This window comes from Flavobacterium xizangense, assembly GCF_054075145.1.
Map to the genome: position 1 here is coordinate 1 of NZ_JBSIPG010000012.1, position 23861 is coordinate 23861.

Sequence of the window (23861 nt, forward strand, 5' to 3'; positions counted from 1 at the left end):
CCTTTATCCAGTTATGCAAGCTTTTTTAGCCTCTTTTTTCGACCTTTTTTTGATTTATTTCCTAACTCGCTGATAACACTTTCTTTACAATCCAGATTTTTTTGACAACCTGTAGCCTTTTTCTGAATCGCAGTGCGGTTTTCATCGTTTTCGAGTCTTTTCTGCTTTCCGTTTTATTGATTTTTTAGTCTTCCCCACGCTTTTTTGAAAAGAAAACAGGATTTAAGGTTTCTTTAAAATGCATTTTTTTTATCTCGCAGAGTCGCAAAGACGCAAAGTTTTCCATTTTCAGACTCTATTTTGCTGAGGCATCATCTCTTCTTCCTCTGGATTTCTACCGAAAACAGCTCCCATAGCCCCGATAGGAGTGGAAATCCTTTTGCTTTTTTCTTTAAAAAGCAAAAGATTGAAGCGGATAGCGGGAAACAGCTACTAATACACAATCCAAAATTCGGTTTTTTTTACTCTTATATATAATACAGCTTTCTATATACATATATATGTATAGAAAAAACAAACCCGGCAGGTTTTCAAAAACTGTCGGGCTGCATGACTGAAATCTACTCTTATATATTAGGTATACTTATATATGTATACTTTCGTTTAAACTATCTATTACTTCTTTTGTAATTTGAATGCTTTTTAATTTTGCCTGATGATCGAAAATAGGACTTGTAACCATCAATTCATCAATGTTAGCGTAATTGATAAACTTTTTTAGATCTGTAATTAATTGTTCTTTGTTTCCCGTGAATGTTCCTGCTGTCATCTGATTAACATGATAGCGTTCTGCTTCATTCATAATATCGTCAAGCGATATAACCGGTGGCTGTAAACCTTTACGATCATTTCTAATTAAGTTTAGAAACATTTGGTACAAACTTGTCGACAATAATTCGGCTTCTTCATTTGTATCAGCTGCTATTATATTTACACACGCCATTGTTTTGGGTTTGTCTAAAAACTGCGAAGACTGAAAATTTTCACGATAGAATTCAAATGCCTGAATCATCAGTTTTGGAGCAAAATGTCCAGCAAATGCATAAGGCAAACCATAAGCCGCAGCTAAAGCTGCACTTTCCATACTGGAACCTAAAATCCAGATTGGAACATTAAGACCCTCAGCTGGAAAAGCACGAACTTTTCCTGTTGCATTTTCGCTAGAAAAATATTCTTGGAGTTTACTTACATTTTGAGGAAAACGTTGTGCTTGCTCAAAAAAGTCTTTTCTGATTGCTTCGGCGGTTGGCTGATCTGTTCCTGGTGCTCTTCCTAAACCTAAGTCAATTCGGTTTGGATAAAGTGTTTCTAATGTCCCAAATTGCTCAGCAACTACTAAAGGGGAATGATTTGGCAACATAATTCCGCCTGAGCCTACACGAATATTCTCGGTTTGACTTGCTACATACCCAATTAAAACAACAGTTGCTGTACTTGCAACGTGTGCCATATTGTGATGTTCTGCAAGCCAGATTCTTTTGTATCCTAATTTATCTGCTAATTGCGCAATGTCTTTTGTTTTTTGAAATGTTTTGGTAGCGTTGCTATCTTGATTGATGATTGCAAGCTCTAATATTGAAACTGAAATTGGTTTTTTCATATAAAATAATGCTAAGGTGCAAAATTAACTCATTTATATCGATGCACTTTGCTTTCTAATGTTAATAGAATTATAATATTTGTAGCTACAAATGTTTATTATTTCAATTTCAAATGAATTAGTTTATGATTTGTTTTACCATCAGCTTTTATAATTAGATCTTTCCCAGATTCTATTTCAAATTTAGAAGAAGTCTCAATCGTTAATGTAATTTCTCGATATCTAAATGCTTCAGGAATTTCAGGAATCACAATTTTCACTTCTACATTTTTTCCTTTTTGTGTGTAATCCATTTTTATTCGATCCCTCAACCAGATATATTCGTAAACTTCCTGCCATGGCGCCATCCAGATTGAATCATTTCCTTTTACACCATATTTATCTGCTAGAGTCGTCATGTAATATTTGAAATCAGGAAAACGTATGCTTAAGTTCCACAAATTTGTATTTCCCGTTCCATGTGTGAATTCGTTAAACCAAATTGGATTTGGCTGTTTTACAATCGAATCTAAGGTTTTTAAATAATGGTCCATTGTTTTAAAACTGGTCGTATCTTTTGAACTCTGTACAAAAGTTCTGGCCGTAATCATTTTATCTAAATTGATTTTTGAATCAACTTTAAAAACTGGGCCAACACCATAATAAGACGCTACCGATAAATTTCCGTTATCCAAAGCTTCTTTTTCATATTCTAAATAATACTTAGGGTCACCTTCTCCACCTGGAACTACAAAATGTGACATTGTAAAATTAAGATTCTGTTTTATTGAAACTGTATTTTCGGTGACTTCTGTCAAATAATTTGTACCGTGTTTTGTTGCATGATGAAAACCATGGTTTAAAATATCCCAACCGGAGTTGTACATTTCTTTAATTTCTGACCACGAAAGATGTCCGCGGTTTGCTGGCAAATCACGAATTACACCTCCGTTAACTGCCAAAGCCAATTTAAATGGGATTTTATTTCCGAATCCGTCTGAATAGAAAAGGCCTTTTGAAGTTGTTCCGTCTCCACCTTGATCAATTTTCCATTCGTTTTTATTCGGATTGCTTATTTTTCCTCCATTCAACAATGGAAATGCTGTTAAATAAGCTGAACGATATCCATCATCAAGAGTAAAACTGTAAGCGAAATGTTTGTTGTATTTTAAAGAAGCAATTTTAATTTTGGCTTTTTCTTCCGATTTTAATTTGATTTTAAACGAAATGACTTTTGATTTTGAAGAATCTCTCTGGATTATTTCATTTGAAAAACTAGTAAAACATTCGAAGAATAGTATAACGATAAAAAGAATGCGTTTTAACATAAATTATATAGATTCAATTTTTGCTTAAAAGTACATTTCTTTTTGAAGAAATAATTTTAAAACCAATTACTCTTTGAAAAATAATTTCCGTCGAATCAAAAAAGAGAATTGATTTAAAACCTAAATTTGTACATTAAAATACCCATTCGGTTTTTAGCTTATCTGCAAATGACACACAAAATTTTAATTATAGACGACGAAGAAAAACTGAGAAGTCTGCTGGCGCGTATTATAAAATCGGAAGGATTTGAAGTTTTTGAAGCCAAAGATTTAAAATCAGGTTTTAAAAAATTGGAACAAACAGATATTGATGTTGTTTTATGTGATGTAAAACTGCCCGACGGAAATGGTGTTGATTTTCTTCAGAATATAAAAGGAAGTTTTCCGCTCACAGAAGTTATTCTGCTAACCGCTTTTGGAAATATTCCAGACGGCGTTCAGGCAATGAAAAATGGCGCTTTCGATTATATTGTGAAAGGCGACGATAATGATAAAATTATTCCGCTTCTTTATAAAGCCGTTGAAAAAGTGCATTTACAGAAAAAGGTTCAGCAACTTGAAAAACGCATTAACGATAAATATTCTTTCAGTACCATAATCGGAAAATCAAAAGGAATTGAACAGGTTATCGATCTCGCACAAAAAGTAGCCAAAACCGATTCAACCGTTTTACTTACAGGAGAAACCGGAACCGGAAAAGAGGTTTTTGCACAAGCCATTCATGAGAACAGCAATCGTGTCGGGAAATCTTTTGTGGCCTTAAATTGTAGTACTTTCAGCAAAGAAATTTTAGAAAGCGAACTTTTCGGTCACAAGCAAGGGGCTTTTACCGGAGCTTTAAAAGATAAGAAAGGGTTTATTGAAGAAGCAAACGGCGGTACTTTATTTCTAGATGAAATTGGTGAAATGCCAATTGATCTTCAGGCAAAATTATTACGAGTTTTAGAAACTTCCGAATACATTCCAGTTGGAGATACCACTCCAAAAAAATCAAATTTCAGATTAATTGCCGCTACAAATAGAGATTTAAAAACAGAAAGCGATGAACATCGTTTCCGTTCTGATTTGTATTTTCGTTTGAATATTTTCGAAATCAAACTACCGTCTTTACGAGAAAGAATTAAAGATATTACGGTATTGACGCATCATTTCGTTAAGCAATTTTCTGAAAAAACGAATAAAAAAACATTGCACATCTCAGATGATTTTCTGCAGAAATTAGAAAATTATTCCTGGCCGGGAAATATCCGCGAACTTAAAAACATCATCGAAAGATCCGTTATTTTGAGTAATGGCGATACTTTAACTTCGGATGTTCTGCCCTATGAAATGCAACATCAAGCTGAAAATAATTCAAAACCAATGTCCGCTTTTTCGATGCAAAGTGTTGAAAAACTTCATATTCAGAAGGTTTTAAATTACACCAAAGGAAATAAGGCAGAAACGGCGAGATTATTAGAAATTGGGATTGCAACTTTGTATAGAAAGCTAGAAGAGTACGGGATTGAAAAAAATTAAATTCCAAAATTTAAAAATTGCTTCGCCTGTTCGCTATCGCTCGAGTCCAAATTCCAATCAAAATGAATTATGAATATCAATTTTCAAAGCTTCGGAGAAGCGGAATATTTATAGATTATCTCATTGCATTAAAATAAAAAGCTCCAGCGGAGCGAAACCCAAACAATTCAAAAATATGTCGCTCCGAGGGATCTCTAATAACCGGAACTATTATTTTCTATAAACATTTAGCTCCTCTGGAGCTTGACAATAACATATCAAAACGAGAAAAGCTTATCAAAATGATAGGCTTTTTTTATGCCTAATTTTTGGCACAAAACCACATTCCTTTTATTGACAGCACTTTAGCCATAGCTTCATTTTTTCGGAACATATTTTGGCATAAGGAGGGAGAACATTAAAAATTCATTCCAAATGAAAAATCAAGTCACCTCAATCTACAAACAAGCAGAACGCTTTGCCGAGATAACAAAAAAATCAATTATTTCTGGAAATATCGTTCGTGCAAAAAAATGTCTGGCTCTTGCCGAACGCCTATTTATTACTGGAAGCATCGAAACTAAAAATGCCATTTCTAATGTGTACGTTTTTTCGGTTTCTTCTTTTATGGAAATGCGCCACTGCAATATTTCACATCTTTTTCCACAAACGCTTAAAGCAGAATACATCAAGCAGGTTAATGCTTCAGGCGTATAAATATGTTGAATCGGTTAACTGTTTAATCGTTTAATCGAAAAAATCTAAAATCTGTTCTGATAACTATCGGGACTAAAATCTAAAATAAATCTTATGATCACTTTTCTTTTACTCGGGCTGGCCGTTGTGCTGTTTGCCATTTGTTTTCTCTCTGTTGAATTTTTTGAAAAAATCTAAATCATGACCGCACTATTTATTGTTTCAATTGCCGTTTTCGTGTATTTGGTTTACGTATTAATCAAACCCGAAAAATTTTAAATCATGTAAAAAGTGAAATGCATTAAGTGAAATGTAAACGCAAATTTTATTCATCAACTCACTTTACAAATCACCTCTCACCTTTCACTAAAAAATATAAAAATTATGAACACAGAATTATTAGGCGTCATTGGTATTTTTATCCTAACTATTGTTTTAGCGATTCCTTTAGGAAAATATATTGCTAAAGTTTATTTAGGAGATAAAACACTTCTTGATCCGATTTTCAATCCAATTGAAAAATTTATTTTTAAAATCAGCGGTATTAATTCGGCTGAAGAAATGAACTGGAAACAACACTTAAAAGCACTTTTAAGTATCAATATGGTTTGGTTTTTTCTTTGCTTTTTTGTCTTATTGTTTCAAGGTTCTTTACCTTTAAATCCGGATAATAATCCGTCCATGTCACCAGATTTGGCATTTAATACTGCTATTTCATTTTTAGTTAATTGTAACTTACAGCATTACTCAGGTGAAAGTGGGGTTTCTTACCTTTCACAAATCGTCTTGATGTTTCTTCAATTTGTTTCTGCTGGTATCGGAATGGCCGCTGCCGCTATGATTTTTACGGCAATGAAAGAAAGAACAACAGAACAATTGGGTAATTTTTATAATTATTTCATCAAAAGCTGTACTCGTATTTTATTACCTCTTTCTGCAATTGTAGCTATCGCATTAGTTTTCAGCGGTACTCCAATGACATTTGAAGGTAAAGATGCTATTACAACGCTTCAAGGTGATCATGTAGAAGTTTCTCGTGGACCCGCTGCAGCTTTTATTGCTATTAAACATATTGGTACAAATGGTGGTGGATTTTTTGGAGCCAATTCAGCACATCCATTAGAGAATCCAACTTATTTTACGAATGGAGTTGAGCTTTGGGCGCAAATGATTATTCCGTTTGCGATGATTTTTGCTCTTGGATTTTTCCTAAACAAAAGAAAATTAGCGAATATTATTTTTGGTGTAATGACGGTTGGTTTCTTACTCTTGGTTGTTCCAACAGTTATGAGTGAAATCAACGGAAATCCTGCTATCGAAAAAATGGGTATTGCACAGGCAACCGGAGCGATGGAAGGAAAAGAAGTTCGGTTTGGCCCGGCAATTTCAGGTTTCTGGAGCATTGCTACAACGGTAATTTCGACAGGTTCTGTAAACAGTATGCACGATAGTTCTATGCCTATTTCTGGCGCTATGCAATTATTATCTATGATGGTAAATGCCTTTTACGGCGGATGTGGTGTTGGTATTTTGAACTACTATGTTTTCATTATTCTGGCTGTATTTATCTCAGGATTAATGGTTGGCCGAACTCCCGAATTTTTAGGGAAGAAAATCGAAGCGCGGGAGGTTAAAATTGCTGCTTTCATCGCTATTCTTCACCCTTTATTAATATTAGCCGGAACTGCTTTAGCTTCTTATTTTGCTGCGCATGATACTGCAATGGGCTATTGGTTTAGCGGCAACGCAACAGGCTGGTTAAACAATCCTGGTAATCACGGATTCTCAGAAATGTTATACGAATATACTTCGAGTGCTGCAAATAATGGTTCTGGTTTTGAAGGTCTGGGAGATAATAATCCGTTCTGGAATATCACTACAGGAATTGTATTACTGCTAAGCCGTTTTATTCCAATCATTGGTCCATTGGCAATTGCAGGTTTACTGGCAGGTAAAAAATACATTCCAGAGAGTGCTGGAACTTTAAAAACCGACACCTCAATTTTCGGAATCATGACTTTTGCCGTAATCGCAATTATCGCTGCTTTATCGTTCTTCCCAGCGTTGGCGCTTGGACCTTTAGCAGAATATTTTGGAATGTAAAATGTAAAAAAGTAAAATGTGAGATGTAAAAAATAAGAACCAAACTCAAACAACATTTCACATCTCACATTTTACTTTTTTACATCTCACAAAAAATCATAAACGTGTTTCAAGATTCTTAATTAATCCATAAATAAGTTTTCCTATGATATCTAATTTTTCAATCAATTGTTCACATTCTTTTTCGTTGAAAAAATCTAATTCCTTGCTTAATAGAATCAAAGTATCGAGTTCTGATAAAGAACCTAGCGAAATATGTAAAAAATGGATAAATTCTTTTGTTCCTTTTCTTGCTGCTCCTTCTGCAATATTAACAGGTACAGAAACAGAAGCTCTACGGATTTGAGAAGTAATTCCAAACTTTTCCTCAGAAGGAAATTGCCTTGTAGCTAAATAAATTTCTTTAACGAATTCAAAACTTTTAATCCATGAATTCAATTTCTTGTGTGGTTTCATATTTAAAATAATTATTTACAAAAGTAGGAAATTTCACATTTTACATTTAACATTTTACACAAAGAAAAATGACAACTAATAAATCCACATCATTGTTTGAAAGTAAACAGGTAAAAGAAGCCTTGGTGCAGTCTTTTGTCAAGCTGAACCCAAAGATGATGATCAAAAATCCGGTAATGTTTACCGTAGAAATTGGAACTGCAATTATGTTTGCTGTTTGCATTTCGATATTAATGGGCGCAAACGACCAGGGAAGTTTTACTTATAACTTAATTGTATTTTTAATTTTACTAGCAACGCTTTTATTTGCCAATTTCGCCGAAGCCATTGCCGAAGCAAGAGGAAAAGCACAAGCCGACAGTTTAAGAAAAACTAGAGAAGAAACTCCTGCAAGACAGATTATGCCTAACGGAGAAATTAAAAACATAAGTTCTTCAGCCTTAAAAAAAGATGACATTTTCGTTTGTGAAGCTGGTGATTTAATTGCTGCCGATGGTGAAATTATTGAAGGTCTGGCAACAATCGACGAAAGTGCTATTACCGGAGAAAGTGCTCCTGTAATCAGGGAAGCCGGAGGAGATAAATCTTCGGTTACCGGAGGGACAAAAGTATTATCTGATAAAATTAAAGTAAAAGTAACTTCTGAACCAGGCGAAAGTTTTTTAGATAAAATGATTGCTTTAGTTGAAGGAGCAAGCCGTCAGAAAACACCAAACGAAATTGCCTTAACCATTTTATTAGCCGCTTTTACTTTAATTTTCGTGATTGTGTGCGTTACGCTAAAACCGTTTGCCGACTATGCCAATGCACCCATCACGATTGCGGCTTTCATTGCTTTGTTTGTATGTTTGATTCCAACTACAATTGGAGGTTTACTTTCTGCAATTGGTATTGCGGGAATGGACAGAGCTTTACGTGCTAACGTAATCACAAAATCAGGTAAAGCGGTTGAAACTGCCGGAGATATTGATGTTTTGCTTTTGGATAAAACCGGAACGATCACCATTGGAAACAGAAAAGCAACCAATTTTTATCCAACAAAAGGAATCTCTTTTGATGATTTCGTGAAATCGGCTGTTTTGAGTTCACTTGCAGATGATACTCCGGAAGGAAAAAGTATCTTAGAGTTAAGTGAGATGATCGATGTAAAAAATGAGGTTAAAGCAAGCTTTTTACAAACTACTTCTGATATTTCACACACAATAAAATTTACTGCCGAAACTAGAACTTCTGGAGTCGTATTAAAAGACGGAACCAATATTAGAAAAGGGGCACAAGATGCCGCTAAAAATATTGCACAACAAGCCGGAAATTCTTTTCCAGAAGATACTGCACAACAAGTTATTACCATTTCGTCTAACGGAGGAACTCCACTGGTTGTGATTAAAAACAATGAAGTTCAAGGTGTTATCGAACTTCAGGATATTATCAAAACCGGAATGAAAGAGCGTTTTGAGCGCTTACGCAGAATGGGAATCAAAACGGTTATGGTTACTGGAGACAATCCTTTAACAGCCAAATTTATTGCCGAAGCAGCCGGTGTTGATGATTTTATTGCCGAAGCAAAACCGGAGGATAAAATGAATTACATCAGAAAAGAACAGGCCGAAGGAAGACTAGTGGCAATGATGGGTGATGGAACAAATGATGCTCCTGCCCTTGCCCAAGCCAATGTTGGAGTTGCCATGAACAGCGGAACGCAAGCGGCGAAAGAAGCCGGAAACATGGTCGATCTTGACAATGATCCAACGAAATTAATTGAGATCGTTGAAATTGGAAAACAGCTTTTAATGACTCGAGGCACTTTAACTACTTTTTCTATTGCAAATGACGTTGCGAAATATTTTGCTATTGTTCCTGCTCTTTTTATTACTGCGATTCCTGCGTTGCAAGGTTTAAATATCATGCATTTGCATAGTCCTGAAAGTGCCATTTTATCAGCGGTAATTTTCAATGCGATTATCATTCCGATATTGATTCCGCTTGCGCTGAAAGGCGTTGATTACCGTCCAATTGGAGCGAGTGCGATCTTAAAAAGAAACCTTTTGATTTATGGCCTTGGCGGATTGATTGTTCCTTTTATCGGAATTAAAGTTATTGATTTAGTTGTCGCACTATTTATGTAAAAAGTTGCTAAGGTTCTGAGATGCTAAGGTTCTAAGTTTTTTTTCTTAGTTCCTCAGAATCTTAGTCCCTTAGAACCTCTAAAAATGAAAAAAATGAAAAATCTATTTTCACTATTAAAACTTACCGTATTTACTTTGATTTTGTTTGCGGTTATTTATCCTTTAGCAATTTACGGAATTGCACAATTGGCTCCAAATCAAGGAAAAGGAGAAACTATTTTGGTTAACGGGAAAGTGGTTGGTTACCAAAAAATTGGTCAGAAATTCGATAAGTCGAATTATTTCTGGGGAAGACCTTCGGCTGTTGATTATAACGCGGCGGGAAGTGCCGGAAGCAACAAGGGCCCAAGCAATCCTGATTATTTGGCTTTGGTTCAAAAAAGAATTGATACGATTTTACTGGTTCATCCCTATTTGAAAAAATCTGATATTCCATCTGATATGGTTACAGCTTCTGGAAGTGGTTTAGATCCGAATATTTCTCCGCAAGGCGCTTTGATTCAGGTAAAACGAATTGCTAAAGAAAGAAAATTGGATGAAGCTAAAGTAAAAGCTTTGGTAGAATCTAAAATTAATACCGCTGTTGTTGGACCTGAAACGGTTAATGTTTTGGAATTGAATGTGGCGCTGGATGCGCTTCGCTAAGACTCTTAGACGCTAAGGGTCTAAGATACTGAGATTCTAAGTTTTTCTATGCGCATTCTTGTCATTTCGACGAAGGAGAAATCTTCGCAAGAAGCTCCGTAAAGAATGTCAATCTGTGGCGATCTAGCAACGAAGATTTCTCCTTCGTCGAAATGACAAACTAAACGTAAAAAAATAAATACCTACAAGGTTTTGAAAACCTTGCAAGAAACAAAAACGCCTTTTTACCCCAAATGCCCTAGCCCCGATAGTAGTGGAAATCCTTTTGTGTCTCGTTTCTTTAACGAGACACAAAAGATTGAAACGGATAGCGGGATTAGCTCCTAAAAAATCTACTAATAAATAATAGAATACCACAAAAATGAAAAAAATAATACTTACTGCTTTAATCGCTTTTGGCTTTAGCAATTTACACGCACAAGAAGAATCAAAAAGTCCATTGACATTTTCGGGATATGTGGACGCTTATTATAGTTATGATTTTGCAAAACCGGAAAATCATACTCGCCCAAACTTTTTTTACAGTTATAATAAAAGCAACGAGGTAAACCTGAATTTAGGAATAGCAAAAGTGAATTATTCGAAAGAAAATATTCGGGGGAATTTTGCCTTAATGGCGGGAACTTATGCCGAGTATAATATGGCTGCCGAACAAGGTTTGTTGAAAAATGTTTACGAGGCGAATGTTGGTGTAAAGATTTCGTCAAGTCATAATTTATGGATTGATGCGGGAATCATGCCTTCGCATATTGGTTTTGAAAGTGCGATTGGAAAAGATTGCCAGACTTTAACGAGAAGCATTCTGGCTGAGAATTCTCCTTATTATGAAACGGGAGTTAAAATTGGTTATACATCTGAATCCGGAAAATGGTATTTGGCTGGAATGTATTTGAATGGCTGGCAGAGAATTGAAAAAGTCGAAGGCAATCAAACGCCTGCTTTTGGAACTCAAATTACATACAAACCTTCTGATCGTGTTGCTTTGAACTGGAGTACTTATGTTGGAAATGAACAGCCGGATATTGATAAAAAATGGCGTTATTTCAACAACTTTTACGGACAATTCAAGGTAACGGAAAAGACAAATATTACTGCTGGTTTTGATATTGGAACTCAGCAATCGGCCAAAGGAAGTGATAAATATGATACTTGGTTTTCACCAGTTTTGATTCTGCAATACAAACCAGTTGACAAAATTCAGCTTGCAGTACGAGGCGAATATTACAGTGATGAAAAAGGTGTAATTATCCCGATAGCTATCGGGACTGAAACGCCAAACGGTTTTAAAACTTACGGATTTTCAGCTAACTTTGATTACTTAGTTACTGATAATGTTATGTTTAGAATTGAAGCAAGAAATCTTTCAAGTAAAGATGAAATCTTCACAAAAGATAATCTTCCAACGAATACAAATACGTTTTTAACGACTTCGCTGGCAATTTCTTTTTAAACATTAAAAGATTTTTACCATTAAGATATTAAGAAAGTTAAGCTTTGCCTTAATGAACTTATTGAGAAAATTAAGCTTTGACTTTATTAACTTAATATCTTAATGGTTAAAAAAATGCGCCTTCGTGGCAAATCTTATGGAAAAAGAAAACGAAAATAATAACGCACAGCACTTTCTCGATTTAATTCAGAAATCACGAAAGGGAAAGTTCAAAATCTACATTGGAATGAGCGCCGGTGTGGGCAAAACTTTTCGTATGCTTCAGGAAGCGCATTCGTTATTGAAAAACGGAATCGATGTAAAAATTGGCTACATCGAAACGCACATGCGAAAGGAAACACATGAATTATTAGCAGGTTTGCCGATAATTCCGAGACGGACCATTTTCTATAAAGGAAAAGAATTGGAAGAACTCGATGTTCAGGCGATTATCAATCTTCGTCCGGAAGTGGTTATTGTAGATGAATTGGCACACACGAATGTTGAAGGAAGCAAAAACGAAAAACGCTGGCAGGATGTTTTAGAAATTCTGGAAGCTGGTATTAATGTAATTTCGGCTGTCAATATTCAGCATATTGAGAGTTTAAATGAAGACGTAAAACGAATTACAAATATTGATGTTCAGGAACGCATTCCAGATAATGTATTGCGATTGGCGGACGAAGTCGTAAATATTGACTTAACATCTGAAGATTTGATTGCGCGTTTGAAAGAAGGAAAGATTTATACTCCTGATAAAATTCAGACAGCTTTAATGAACTTTTTTAAATCGGAACAGATTTTACAACTTCGAGAATTGGCTTTGAAAGAAGTAGCGAGTCAGGTCGTTCGAAAAGTTGAAAATGAAGTTCCGAATCTTCATGCTTTACGACATGAAAAATTGTTGGCCTGTATTAGCAGTAATGATAAAACGGCTAAAATTGTGATTAGAAAAGCGGCGCGATTGGCAAGTTATTATAACGGATCGTGGTATGTTCTGTATGTAGAAACTCCGCAGGAAAGCAGTACTAAAATTGCTTTGGACAAACAGCGACATTTAATTAATAACTTTAAACTCGCCGTACAACTAGGCGCAGAAGTCATTAAATTAGAACACAAAAATATTGCCGATGCGATTTTAGCAACAGTTGAAGAAAAACAAATTACAACTGTTTGTATCGGAAAACCGCATTTGAATTTATTTAAAGTAATTTTGTCTACAACAATTTTTAGGCGTTTGCTAAACAAACTGTCATTGTCAAATGTTGATCTTGTAATCTTGTCGTGAAAAAATATTAACCATATAAGTTATATAAGTTCATTTTAATTAGGAACGCGAAGTTTTTGCGCAAAGTTCGCTGGAGTTTTTTGCTCGCAAAGTCGCAAGGGCGCAAAGTTTTTTTATCTTTCCTTAATTATCCGTCCTATTATATTTTCTTATATTACTTATATGGTTCAAAAAAAATGTTTTATAAAATGAGAATTAAAACCAAATTGAATCTGGGAGTTGGATTATTATTTGTACTAATAATAATACTCACATTGGTGAGTGCCTTTTATATTTTTTCTATAAAAAAAGACACTGAGAATATTCTGAAAGCGAATTATAATACGCTTGAATATTCACGAAATATGCTTTTGTCACTGGACGAAATTAATACGAATAAAGATAAAGCGATTATTATTTTCAAAGACAATCTTCAGAAACAAACGCAAAATGTAACTGAAGTTGGAGAGAAAAAAGGAACCGATAATCTAAAGAAAAGCTTCATTCTTTTAGAGAAAAACAGCTCTGATGAAACTTTGAAAATGCAGATCAGGCAGGATATTTTTGAGATTATGAAACTCAATATGAATGCCATAAAACAGAAAAGCGATATCGCCAAACATACCGCCGAAACGGCCAATTTATGGATTGCCATTGTGGGAACTTTATGCTTTTTGATTGCTTTCAATTTATTGGTTAATCTCCCAAATAATATTGCCAATCCAATTAAGGAATTGACGCTGAGTATTAAGGAAATTGCGAATAAAAACTATTCAGAACGTGTTCATTTTACGAGCCACAGCGAGTTTGGCGATTTGGCCAAATCATTTAATACGATGGCGCAGAAACTTCAAGAATACAACGACAGTAATTTGTATAAACTCTTTTTCGAAAAGAAACGACTGGAAACTTTAATCAATAATATGCACGATCCTATTATTGGTCTTGATCACGAAGGAATTGTTTTGTTTGCCAATGATGAAGCCCTGAAAATTATTGGTCTAAAATTAGAAGATGTTGTCGGAAAATCGGCTTCTACTCTGGCCATATCGAATGATTTGATTCGTTCTTTGATTTTAAAAGAGGATTCAGATTCTACTAAAAAACAACCGCTTAAAATTTATGCACACGGAAAAGAAAGTTATTTCGAAAAAGAAATTCTGAATATTACCATAATTCCAACAGGAGAAGAAAAAGAAATCAATATTGGCGATGTGATTATTCTGAGAAATATTACGCTTTTTAAAGAACTGGATTTTGCCAAAACCAACTTTATTGCAACCGTTTCACACGAATTAAAAACACCTATTGCATCTATAAAATTAAGTCTGAAATTGCTTGAAAACAGCAAAACTGGCGAGATGAACGACGATCAAAAACAATTGGTAGAAAGCATAAAAGAAGATAGTCAACGTTTATTGAAAATCACGGGGGAATTGCTTAATTTATCACAGTTAGAAACGGGAAATATTCAACTGAATATCGAAAAAAGCAATCCGCATGAAATTGTAAATTATGCTGTTGAAGCGGTAAAAGTTCAAGCAGATCAAAAGCAAATTAAACTGCTGATTGACGCTGATGAAAACCTGCAAGATGTAAAAGCCGACAGCGAAAAAACAGGCTGGGTTTTGATTAATTATTTATCAAATGCGATACGGTATTCTTCTGAAAAAAGTACAATTCATATCAAACTAAAAAAGGAACTAAATCAAATCGTATTTCAAGTGATCGACACCGGAAAAGGAATTGACACAAGATATAAAGACAAAGTTTTTGATAAATATTTTCAGGTTCCAGGAAGTCAGAAATCCGGAACGGGATTGGGATTAGCTATTAGTAAAGAATTTATTGAAGCTCAAAACGGAAGCGTTGGTGTTGAGAGCAATTTGGGATTGGGAAGTACGTTTTGGTTTTCTTTAAAGGTTTAGAAAAATTGTGAATTGTGAATTGTGAATTGTGAATTGTGAAACGAAAAATATATAAAAGAGCCGTAGGCTCGAACCATTTTGTAGGGCCGGATTTTAATCCGGTTGACACAGAAATTCCGCAATGCAAAACAATTATAGGCTATATCATATTATTAAACTGGATTGAAATCCAGCCCTACAATATGAATTGTCCCTACGGGACTTTCTTGTAATTTATACTTTTTTTCTACCAATATTTAACTCCTAAAGGAGTATCTCGTAAAGATTATATATTGGTAGAAAAATTTCTGCACTCATATATTTATCCCGTAGGGATTGTACAATAATTAATTATGTTTTCGCCTGTAATAATTTAGCCAATCTTAATCCAACTATCACATTTAAAACCAACAAATTAATATTCGCTTAAAGTTCAATTAAGCCCAAAATACCTGCATCAAACATTCGTTACTATTGCAACTTATAACGACAAAAACAATGTTCCGAAAAACAATTTCCCTTGTATTTCTATTTGGATTATTTTCTGCGAATGCACAGCAAAATGATTCGATCACAAAAATTGATACCACTTCCAATCATTTAAAATTCAATTACAAGCAATTAATTATTCCGAGTGTATTAATAGGCTATGGCGTTATTGGAATTGGAAATGACCAACTCTTAAATTTTAACCATCAGATTCAAAGTGAAGTTACTGAAGATATTGACGAAAAAATTACCATTGATGATTTCTCGCAATATGCGCCTGCTGCTTCGGTTTATGCGTTGAATGCTTTTGGTGTAAAAGGCAAAAATAATATGCGCGACCGTTCTGTAATATTTGTGACTTCTTATGTCATAATGGCTTCAACAGTTTTAGGATTAAAATCTATTGTACATGAGGAAAGACCTGACGGAAGCTCAAATAATTCTTTTCCGTCCGGACATACTGCAACCGCTTTTGCCGGAGCCGAGTTTTTATGGCAAGAATACAAAGACAAATCGATTTGGTACGGAATTGCAGGTTATGCCATTGCAACCGGAACCGGATTATTCAGAATTTACAACAATCGCCATTGGCTGACTGATGTTGCAGCAGGAGCCGGAATCGGGATTTTGAGTACAAAAATTGCCTATTGGATGAATCCGTATATTACTAAGAAATTATTCAAATCTTCATCTGAAAGTAAATCAACTTCTATGATTGCGCCTTTTTATAACGGACAACAATATGGTTTGAGTTTTGTGAAGGTTTTTTAGTTTTTTTTCGGCACAAAGTCTCATTTTTTTTAAGTCACAGATTACACAGATTAGAAGGATTTTTGAATGGCTTTGTGTAAATGTATTACCCACGAATTCACAAATTTTAATTTAAAATAATTCGTGAATTCGTGGCGGAAAAAAATTATGTATTCGAAGTATTATTCTTAATCTCTCGAACTTCACGTTTCAATTCTAAAAGCAAATCCTTCATTGCTCCGGTTTCCGAAATTTCTTGTTTCTTATCCGAACGGCCGATATTACATTCGTATTCCCAAATCTCTAAAATATCAGAAGCTTTTACTTCATAATTTGGATAAAAACTATTGTCGGATTCTAAAACCAAAGCGTTCTTTTTGTTTTTATTGAGACGCTTATACACCATTCCTTCATTTTTGGTAATCAAAATATAGGTTTTTCCATCCATTACCTCCCCCAACTTTTCCACATAACGACCAATAATAATCGAACCGTCTTCGTGCGGAGGCATTGAATCGCCTTCAACGGGAAACCCACGATGTTTTCCTGGTCCTAAAAAAGGAAGTGTAATCTGCTGTAAACTTTCAATATATTCTGGATCTGCATATCCGTTTAGATAACCTGCTTTTGCTTTTTGAGAAACAATTTCAATAAAATTTTCTCCAAAACTATCCACTTGAATAGGTAAAATAAGTCGATTGCCTTCCAGTTTTATCAAATTTTGCACATCAATTTTACGGATATCGACAGATAATATCAAGTCGATACTCATGTGAAAATATAATGCAATCTTCTTTAAGATGTCATACGGTGCTTCCGAAGTTCCATCTTCGTATTTCACGTATCTTCCTCTTGTAATACTTAGGTTTTCAGCTAATTTTTCTTGTGATATTTTATGCTTAACCCTTAGTGCTCTGATGTTGTCTGAAAATAAGGACATAATTAATTTGTTATAATTTGGAACAGCAAATATACAAAAAATTGTTATCACCTGTACTAATTTTGTTCCATACAAAAACAAAAAGGAAAAATGGCACGGGCAATTGTACATATGGATTTGGATACCTTTTTTGTATCCTGTGAAAGACGCACCAACTCAGAACTCAATGGAATTCCGCTTATTATAGGTGGCGGAGACCGTGGGGTTGTGGCATCTTGCTCTTATGAAGCCCGTAAATATGGAGTGCGTTCTGCCATGCCGATTCGTATGGCATTAAAACTTTGTCCAGATGCAAAAGTGATGAAAGGCGACATGGAACTGTACTCGCAACTTTCTCATGATGTTACCGAAATTCTTCAGGAAAAAGCACCCGTTTTAGAAAAAGCGAGTATCGATGAATTTTATCTGGACATTACCGGAATGGATAAATTTCACGGTAGTTATAAATGGACAAATGAACTGGCTCAAAAAGTCATTAAAGAAACCGGACTTCCAATTAGTTTTTCATTATCCATCAACAAAACCGTTTCTAAAATTGCAACCGGAGAAGGTAAACCTGTTGGGAATCTTCAAATTCAGGAACAAGAAGTACAAGACTTTTTAAATCCGCTTTCGATTCAGAAAATTCCAATGGTTGGCGCTGTGACTTTTCAGCTTTTATCCCGAATTGGCGTTCGTAAAATTCAGACTTTGGCCGAAATGCCTGCCGAAGTTTTACAACAGATGATTGGTAAAAATGGTCTGGAACTTTGGAAAAAAGCGCACGGAATTGACCACACCCCCGTTGAACCTTATACGGAAAGAAAATCAATTTCGACTGAAACGACTTTTTCTCAAGATACTATCGATCTTGCCAAACTGAGAAGAATATTATTAGGAATGGTCGAAAAATTAGCTTTTCAGCTTCGTGCAGAACAATGGCTGACTTCAACCGTTACGGTCAAAATACGTTACGCCAATTTTGATACCGAAACCAAACAATGCAGAGTGGCTTACACCTCAGCCGATCATATTCTGACCAAAAATGTAATAGAACTTTTTGAAAAAGTTTATCAACGTCGTATGCGCTTACGTCTGATTGGTGTACGCTTCAGCGGACTCGTGCGCGGAACTTATCAAATTGATCTTTTTGAAGATACTCAGGAAATGCTTTCACTTTATGAAGCGATGGACAAGATGAAAAGCCGTTATGGTTTTGATGCCGTAATGCGCTGTGCTGGAGCTCACTTTAAACCAAACACTAAAGACGAAATTTTAAAACGCAAAAAATAATGTATCTCAATTGTCATTCCTATCATTCATTACGTTACGGCACAATTCCACTTTTGGAATTGATTGACGAAGCTGTTGCATGTGGTGTAAAAGCAATGGCATTGACCGATATTAATACCATTACTGGAATTTACGATTTTATAAAAGCGTGTCAGGAAAAAGAAATAAAGCCTTTGATCGGAATGGAATTTCGATACAATCATGGATTTCGATATATTGGTTTGGCACAAAATGCTAAAGGTTTAGCTGAAATGAATCGCTTTTTAACGGAATATAATTTCAGCGGAGAAACTTTGCCTTTACGTGCTCCAAAATTCGAGTCGGCTTTTGTGATTTATACTTTAGAAAATGCTCCAGAAACGCTTTTTGATAATGAATTTATCGGAGTTCGTCCTGAAGAAGTTTCAAGTCTTCTAACTTCAAAACATAAAAATAAAATCTCCAAAATGGTGATTTTACAGCCTGTAACTTTTAGAAGTAAAGAAGAATACAATCTGCATAAAGTGCTTCGGGCTATTGATACAAATATTATTTTATCGAAACTTACAGAAGCAGAGTATTGCAAAGTTTCTGATGTGATGAAACCTGTAGAAGCGATTCTGCCATTTTATGAAAAATATCCTGAAATCATTTTAAATACACAGCATATCATTGACGATTGTAATTTTCAATATAATTTTTCAGCAAAAAGAAATAAAAAATTCTATACTGAAAACCGTCAAAAAGATTTAGAAAAACTGACAGAATTAGCTTGGGAAGGATTTCAAAAACGTTACGGAAACGAAAATATTGAAGCAAAAGCTCGCGTGGAAAAAGAATTAAAAGTAATTGACGAATTAGAATTCAGCGGTTATTTTTTAATTACTTGGGATATTATTCAATATAGCAATAGCCAAGGTTTTATGCACATTGGTCGTGGAAGCGGTGCCAACAGTATTATTGCCTATTGTCTCGGAATTACCGATATCTGTCCAATTGAACTGGATTTATATTTTGAGCGTTTTCTAAACCTCAACCGAAAAACTCCGCCTGATTTTGATATTGATTGGAGTTGGCAGGAACGTAACACAATTCTTGAATATATCTTCAAAAAATATGGCAAAGATCACGTTGCGTTTTGCGGAACGAACGTCGAGTTTAAATACCGTTCCATTTTTAGAGAAGTTGGAAAAGTTTTCGGGCTTCCTAAAGAAGAATTAGATCTTTTAGCAAAAAATCCTGAAGAACTTCATCCAACAAACAAAATTGTAAAATTGGTTCAGGAATACGGGAAAATGATGCAGAAATATCCTAATCAACGAAGCATGCATGCGTGTGGAATTCTGATTTCTGAAGAACCCATTACCAATTATACGCCATTGGAAATGCCTCCAAAAGGTTTTCCTATCGTGCTTTTTGACATGCATATTGCCGAAGAAATTGGTTTTGACAAATTTGATATTTTAAGCCAACGCGGTATCGGACATATTGATGACAGCGTAAAACTTATTGCCAAAAATCGAGGAATAAAAGTAGACATTCGCGATACTTCATTATCTAAAGATGAAGCCGTTTGCAATTCTTATTTAGCAAAAGGACATACAATTGGCTGTTTTTATATCGAAAGTCCTGCTATGCGTGGTTTACTGCGCCGTTTAAATTGTGATAATTATAAAATTCTTGTCGCCGCGTCGTCTATTATTCGTCCTGGAGTAGCGCAATCTGGAATGATGAAAGAGTATATTTTTCGTCATAATAATCCAAATCAATTTGAATATTTTCATGAAGTTTTTAGAGAACATCTTGGCGAAACTTACGGCATTATGGTTTATCAGGAGGATGTAATAAAAATCGCCCAACATTACGGCGGACTACCCGCTCCTGATGGCGATATTCTGCGCCGTGCCATGTCGGGAAAAGGAAGATCTTTGGAAGCGTTGCAAAAAGTAAAAGATAATTTCTTTGCGAGCTGTGCTCAAAAAGGGCATCCGTTACAGTTGAGCCAGGAAATTTATCGCCAGATTGAATCGTTTGCAGGCTATTCTTTCTGCAAAGCGCATTCGGCTTCATATGCCGTTGAGAGTTACCAGAGTTTGTACCTCAAAGTTAATTATCCTGTTGAATTTATGACGGCGGTAATCAATAATCAGGGTGGGTTTTACAGAACCGAAGTGTATGTACACGAAGCACGAATGTCTGGCGGAACGATTCATAATCCGTGTGTGAATAAAAGCGAATATCAAACTACATTATATGGCACAGATATTTATTTAGGTTTTATGCACATTCAAAGTCTGGAGTCAAAAACGGCTCATTTAATTGAAGAAGACCGAAATAAAAATGGGGATTATATTTCTCTTGAAGATTTTATCAATCGAATCCCAATTGGAATCGAAAATATCAAAACGTTAATTTTCATCGGTGCTTTTCGTTTTACAGGAAAAACTAAAAATCAGCTTTTGGTTATTGCAAGTCTTCTTTTAAACAATTTTAAGCCCGAAAATAGAAATCTAAAACTTCTACAGGAGCCCGTCAAAGAATATAAACTTCCAACATTGGAGCGCTCTGTTTTTGAAGATGCTTTTGACGAAATTGAGCTTTTAAGTTTTCCCGTTTCCTGCACTGTTTTTGATCTTTTACAAACCAAATATAGAGGCGATATTATGGCTAAGGATTTAGTTCAGTATCATAAAAAACAAGTTAGAATGCTGGCGTATTTAATTTCCAGAAAACACGTCCCGACCAAAAAAGGCACCATGTATTTTGGAACTTGGATCGACCATGAAGGCACTTATTTTGATACGGCACATTTTCCGGATAGTTTAGAAAAATATCCTTTTCAGGGTGGAGGCTGTTATCTTTTGTTAGGAAATGTCGAAGTTGATTATCATTTTCCAACAATCACCATCATAAAAATGGCAAAAATGCCATTCATTCCAGATCCGCGTTATATGGATTCTAAAGATCAGTTTAGAACACAAAATCAAATTAAAGAAGATATAAGCCTAACACATCGAAAACCTTATCCGCAGGGGCATGAAATTAATCTGCCACGACACCGAATGAAATTTTAAATGAGGATAATTTAACACATAGAAAAATAGTTTTTTAGCTTGTAGAGACGCCATTTTTAACTTTAATTCTATGTGTTAAATATTTAAATAACTAAAGAAAAACTTACGTTATATAAAAATGAAAAATCAGGAATATGCCATAGTCGATATCGAAACCACAGGCGGAAATGCCAGTGGAAGCCGTATTACAGAAATTGCCATTATTATTCATGATGGCACAAAAGTGTTGGATCGTTATGAAACTCTTGTAAATCCAGAACAGGATATTCCTCCTTCTATTTTTGGATTAACGGGAATTAACAATGAAATGGTTGCTAATGCTCCTATTTTCGATGATATTTCAGAGAAGGTTTTAGAAATGCTTACCGACCGTATTTTCGTAGCACACAACGTCAACTTCGATTATTCGTTTGTACATCATCAACTGGAACAGTCGGGTTTTAAATGGTCGGCAAGAAAACTTTGTACCGTTCGTGCGGCTAGAAAAATCAAACCCGGATTAGGATCTTACAGTTTAGGAAATCTTTGTAATTCTTTAAATATATCTTTAGAAAACAGACACCGCGCCGGCGGAGATGCAGACGCCACTGCCCTACTATTTTCGCTTTTATTGGAATGGGACAATGAAGGAGAAATAGAAAAAATGATCAAAAAAACGGCACAAGATCAGCGTTTACCTCCAAACCTTCCGCCAGATGACTTTAATAATTTACCTGAAAAACCAGGTGTCTATTATTTTTATAATCAGGCAAAAAAAGTGATTTATGTAGGTAAAGCCATCAATGTGAAGAAACGTGTGGCATCGCACTTTAGTGGCAATAATATCAATCCTCAAAGGCAACACTTCCTGAGAGACATCCACAGCATTTCTTTTGAAGTCTGTGCCACCGAATTAATGGCACTTTTGCTAGAATGTACCGAAATAAAACAGCTTTGGCCAGCCTACAATAGAGCATTAAAGCGTTTTGAAGCAAGATTTGGCATTTATCAATATGAGGCAAGAAACGGATATAAATATTTGGCTGTTGGAAAACTAAGCAAATTTCAGACTTGTATTCATGAATTTAATAGTTTGTATAATGCTATAAATTTACTGAGAAGTCTGGCTGAACAATTTGAAATTGATCAAAGATTCTGCAAATATTCCAGACCTGAAGAAGCAGAGCTTCCGCAAAATAATGATATAAAAAGCCTGCCTGATATAGTACTTCACAACGAACAAGTTGACAATGCTATTGATTTTTTCTTGAACAACAGACCCACTTTTGCCATTATTGACAAAGGAAGATCTAAAGAGGAACGCAGCTGCATCTGGATTGAAAATGGCCATTTTCATGGAATGGGATATATTCCGAGAGATGTTGCCATTCATGATCCAGAAGATGTAAAAAGTTATGTTACGCTTTATAAAAGCAATCAATATATTGAACAGTTAATTTTTACTTATGCCGAAAAACATCCCAGTAAAATATTCTTCAATAAACATTTTTTAAACAAAGCTTCCTAAACCAAATAAAACATAAAATAGAGCTGTAAAATTAAAATCTGAATTATGACACTATTTAGCGACACCGAATTATTTACTACAGGCAGCAGTGGTAAAATTGTATACGATTTGCCTGATTGCGAATTAATTTTGATCGATAATTTTTTTAGTAAAGAAGAATCTGATCGTTTTTACGAAAGAATACTTCGTAAAACAAAATGGCGAGAATATGAAATGGAAATTTACGATAAAACCTATACTGTTCCTCGAATGATTTCCTGGTACGAAGACAAAGATAATCCAGGAGCAGATCTAAACGGACCTGACTGGACTTACGATTTATTAACTATTCGAAGCCGTGTAGAAAAAGAAACACAGTTAGATTTTAACAGTCTCCTTTTGAATTTATACCGAAATGGAAATGACGGAGTAGGCTGGCACAGCGATAAAGAACATAATACGGGACCAAATCCTATTATAGCATCGGTAACTTTCGGTGAAACCAGGATGTTCAGACTGCGTCATAAATTTCGAAAAGATATTGGTCAGATTGAGATTCCGCTACATCATGGTTCTTTTTTATTAATGGCGGGAACGACCAATAGTTTTTGGCAACATCAGGTTCCGAAAACCGCGCGAGATGTTTTACCGAGGATCAATCTTACCTTTAGAAGAACCAATCGAAATCTTTGATTTTTATAGAATTGAATGCTTTTAAAAAGTTTTTTCAATTGAAAAAACGGTAAGATATTCCTTCTTTAAAAAGTTAAAACACGCACTGTATGAACCTTTTATTAGGCAGACCCTTTCTTTTTTACTATTTTTGCAACCTTTTTCA

19 protein-coding genes are annotated in these 23861 nt (G+C 35.0%); 15 read left to right on the forward strand and 4 right to left on the reverse strand.

Annotated elements, in window-relative coordinates; all coding sequences use genetic code 11:
- Positions 1-583: 583 nt before the first annotated feature.
- Both ACWA1B_RS19290 and ACWA1B_RS19295 read right to left on the reverse strand, forming a co-directional pair.
- Positions 584-1600 carry an LLM class flavin-dependent oxidoreductase gene (locus ACWA1B_RS19290; RefSeq protein WP_456909767.1) on the reverse strand — a complete coding sequence of 339 codons (1017 nt, stop codon included), beginning with the start codon at positions 1598-1600 and terminating at the stop codon, positions 584-586.
- Between the two features lie 98 nt (positions 1601-1698).
- Positions 1699-2907, reverse strand: coding sequence for a polysaccharide deacetylase family protein (locus tag ACWA1B_RS19295; RefSeq protein WP_456909769.1), 1209 nt, complete (start codon positions 2905-2907; stop codon positions 1699-1701).
- Positions 2908-3075: 168 nt separating this feature from the next.
- Between ACWA1B_RS19295 and ACWA1B_RS19300 the strand changes: the two genes are divergently transcribed.
- From ACWA1B_RS19300 to kdpA, 4 genes are all read left to right on the forward strand, one after another.
- Positions 3076-4425: a sigma-54-dependent transcriptional regulator gene (locus tag ACWA1B_RS19300; protein WP_456909771.1), complete on the forward strand. Its 1350-nt coding sequence runs from the start codon at positions 3076-3078 to the stop codon at positions 4423-4425.
- A 414-nt stretch (positions 4426-4839) separates the two neighbouring features.
- Positions 4840-5121: a DUF7674 family protein gene (locus ACWA1B_RS19305; RefSeq protein WP_012024048.1), complete on the forward strand. Its 282-nt coding sequence runs from the start codon at positions 4840-4842 to the stop codon at positions 5119-5121.
- A gap of 180 nt (positions 5122-5301) precedes the next feature.
- Positions 5302-5379, forward strand: coding sequence for a K(+)-transporting ATPase subunit F (kdpF, locus tag ACWA1B_RS19310; protein WP_073489533.1), 78 nt, complete (start codon positions 5302-5304; stop codon positions 5377-5379).
- 105 nt (positions 5380-5484) lie between these two features.
- A complete protein-coding gene (gene kdpA / locus ACWA1B_RS19315; protein WP_456909773.1) occupies positions 5485-7203 on the forward strand; it encodes a potassium-transporting ATPase subunit KdpA in 1719 nt (572 codons plus the stop codon).
- 96 nt (positions 7204-7299) lie between these two features.
- Here the strand turns inward: kdpA and ACWA1B_RS19320 are convergent, their stop codons facing one another.
- A complete protein-coding gene (locus ACWA1B_RS19320; RefSeq protein ID WP_456909775.1) occupies positions 7300-7659 on the reverse strand; it encodes a four helix bundle protein in 360 nt (119 codons plus the stop codon).
- Between the two features lie 68 nt (positions 7660-7727).
- Here ACWA1B_RS19320 and kdpB point away from each other — a divergent pair, with 68 nt between their 5' ends.
- The 7 genes from kdpB to ACWA1B_RS19355 all read left to right on the forward strand — a co-directional run bounded on the left by kdpB (position 7728) and on the right by ACWA1B_RS19355 (position 16293).
- The gene (gene kdpB / locus ACWA1B_RS19325) at positions 7728-9785 is read left to right on the forward strand and encodes a potassium-transporting ATPase subunit KdpB (RefSeq protein WP_456909777.1); all 2058 of its coding nucleotides are present in this window, start codon (positions 7728-7730) and stop codon (positions 9783-9785) included.
- 93 nt (positions 9786-9878) lie between these two features.
- Complete coding sequence (locus ACWA1B_RS19330) at positions 9879-10430, forward strand: K(+)-transporting ATPase subunit C (protein WP_456909779.1); 552 nt, start codon at positions 9879-9881, stop codon at positions 10428-10430.
- A 361-nt stretch (positions 10431-10791) separates the two neighbouring features.
- Positions 10792-11880 carry a porin gene (locus ACWA1B_RS19335; RefSeq protein WP_456909781.1) on the forward strand — a complete coding sequence of 363 codons (1089 nt, stop codon included), beginning with the start codon at positions 10792-10794 and terminating at the stop codon, positions 11878-11880.
- A 136-nt stretch (positions 11881-12016) separates the two neighbouring features.
- Positions 12017-13147 (forward strand): sensor protein KdpD, encoded by a 1131-nt coding sequence (locus ACWA1B_RS19340; RefSeq protein ID WP_456909783.1) that lies wholly within the window; start codon positions 12017-12019, stop codon positions 13145-13147.
- 188 nt (positions 13148-13335) lie between these two features.
- Positions 13336-15054 carry an ATP-binding protein gene (locus ACWA1B_RS19345; protein WP_456909785.1) on the forward strand — a complete coding sequence of 573 codons (1719 nt, stop codon included), beginning with the start codon at positions 13336-13338 and terminating at the stop codon, positions 15052-15054.
- A 35-nt stretch (positions 15055-15089) separates the two neighbouring features.
- Positions 15090-15266: a hypothetical protein gene (locus tag ACWA1B_RS19350; RefSeq protein ID WP_456909787.1), complete on the forward strand. Its 177-nt coding sequence runs from the start codon at positions 15090-15092 to the stop codon at positions 15264-15266.
- A 265-nt stretch (positions 15267-15531) separates the two neighbouring features.
- Positions 15532-16293 carry a phosphatase PAP2 family protein gene (locus ACWA1B_RS19355; protein WP_456909789.1) on the forward strand — a complete coding sequence of 254 codons (762 nt, stop codon included), beginning with the start codon at positions 15532-15534 and terminating at the stop codon, positions 16291-16293.
- Positions 16294-16438: 145 nt separating this feature from the next.
- Here ACWA1B_RS19355 and ACWA1B_RS19360 read toward each other — a convergent pair whose 3' ends face one another.
- Positions 16439-17212 carry an XRE family transcriptional regulator gene (locus ACWA1B_RS19360; RefSeq protein WP_071636747.1) on the reverse strand — a complete coding sequence of 258 codons (774 nt, stop codon included), beginning with the start codon at positions 17210-17212 and terminating at the stop codon, positions 16439-16441.
- 90 nt (positions 17213-17302) lie between these two features.
- On the opposite strand from ACWA1B_RS19360, the gene dinB reads away from it, so the two are divergent.
- The 4 genes from dinB to ACWA1B_RS19380 all read left to right on the forward strand — a co-directional run bounded on the left by dinB (position 17303) and on the right by ACWA1B_RS19380 (position 23716).
- Positions 17303-18484 carry a DNA polymerase IV gene (gene dinB / locus ACWA1B_RS19365; RefSeq protein WP_456909791.1) on the forward strand — a complete coding sequence of 394 codons (1182 nt, stop codon included), beginning with the start codon at positions 17303-17305 and terminating at the stop codon, positions 18482-18484.
- Positions 18484-21537, forward strand: a complete 3054-nt coding sequence (locus tag ACWA1B_RS19370; protein ID WP_456909793.1) for a DNA polymerase III subunit alpha — start codon at positions 18484-18486, stop codon at positions 21535-21537. Before dinB ends, ACWA1B_RS19370 begins: the two co-directional genes overlap by 1 nt.
- Before the next feature lie 118 nt (positions 21538-21655).
- The gene (locus ACWA1B_RS19375) at positions 21656-23044 is read left to right on the forward strand and encodes an exonuclease domain-containing protein (protein WP_456909795.1); all 1389 of its coding nucleotides are present in this window, start codon (positions 21656-21658) and stop codon (positions 23042-23044) included.
- Between the two features lie 45 nt (positions 23045-23089).
- Positions 23090-23716, forward strand: coding sequence for an alpha-ketoglutarate-dependent dioxygenase AlkB family protein (locus ACWA1B_RS19380; RefSeq protein ID WP_456909797.1), 627 nt, complete (start codon positions 23090-23092; stop codon positions 23714-23716).
- Positions 23717-23861 lie beyond the last annotated feature (145 nt).

What these genes read in the sequence shown, in the direction of transcription:
- ACWA1B_RS19360 (WP_071636747.1), bottom strand. Translation starts at nt 17,212, where the DNA reads ATGTCCTTATTTTCAGACAACATCAGAGCACTAAGGGTTAAGCATAAA.
- ACWA1B_RS19300 (WP_456909771.1), top strand. Translation starts at nt 3,076, where the DNA reads ATGACACACAAAATTTTAATTATAGACGACGAAGAAAAACTGAGAAGT.
- dinB (WP_456909791.1), top strand. Translation starts at nt 17,303, where the DNA reads ATGGCACGGGCAATTGTACATATGGATTTGGATACCTTTTTTGTATCC.
- ACWA1B_RS19305 (WP_012024048.1), top strand. Translation starts at nt 4,840, where the DNA reads ATGAAAAATCAAGTCACCTCAATCTACAAACAAGCAGAACGCTTTGCC.
- ACWA1B_RS19380 (WP_456909797.1), top strand. Translation starts at nt 23,090, where the DNA reads ATGACACTATTTAGCGACACCGAATTATTTACTACAGGCAGCAGTGGT.
- kdpF (WP_073489533.1), top strand. Translation starts at nt 5,302, where the DNA reads ATGACCGCACTATTTATTGTTTCAATTGCCGTTTTCGTGTATTTGGTT.
- ACWA1B_RS19290 (WP_456909767.1), bottom strand. Translation starts at nt 1,600, where the DNA reads ATGAAAAAACCAATTTCAGTTTCAATATTAGAGCTTGCAATCATCAAT.
- ACWA1B_RS19375 (WP_456909795.1), top strand. Translation starts at nt 21,656, where the DNA reads ATGAAAAATCAGGAATATGCCATAGTCGATATCGAAACCACAGGCGGA.
- kdpB (WP_456909777.1), top strand. Translation starts at nt 7,728, where the DNA reads ATGACAACTAATAAATCCACATCATTGTTTGAAAGTAAACAGGTAAAA.
- kdpA (WP_456909773.1), top strand. Translation starts at nt 5,485, where the DNA reads ATGAACACAGAATTATTAGGCGTCATTGGTATTTTTATCCTAACTATT.
- ACWA1B_RS19335 (WP_456909781.1), top strand. Translation starts at nt 10,792, where the DNA reads ATGAAAAAAATAATACTTACTGCTTTAATCGCTTTTGGCTTTAGCAAT.
- ACWA1B_RS19330 (WP_456909779.1), top strand. Translation starts at nt 9,879, where the DNA reads ATGAAAAATCTATTTTCACTATTAAAACTTACCGTATTTACTTTGATT.
- ACWA1B_RS19370 (WP_456909793.1), top strand. Translation starts at nt 18,484, where the DNA reads ATGTATCTCAATTGTCATTCCTATCATTCATTACGTTACGGCACAATT.
- ACWA1B_RS19355 (WP_456909789.1), top strand. Translation starts at nt 15,532, where the DNA reads ATGTTCCGAAAAACAATTTCCCTTGTATTTCTATTTGGATTATTTTCT.
- ACWA1B_RS19340 (WP_456909783.1), top strand. Translation starts at nt 12,017, where the DNA reads ATGGAAAAAGAAAACGAAAATAATAACGCACAGCACTTTCTCGATTTA.
- ACWA1B_RS19320 (WP_456909775.1), bottom strand. Translation starts at nt 7,659, where the DNA reads ATGAAACCACACAAGAAATTGAATTCATGGATTAAAAGTTTTGAATTC.
- ACWA1B_RS19345 (WP_456909785.1), top strand. Translation starts at nt 13,336, where the DNA reads ATGAGAATTAAAACCAAATTGAATCTGGGAGTTGGATTATTATTTGTA.
- ACWA1B_RS19295 (WP_456909769.1), bottom strand. Translation starts at nt 2,907, where the DNA reads ATGTTAAAACGCATTCTTTTTATCGTTATACTATTCTTCGAATGTTTT.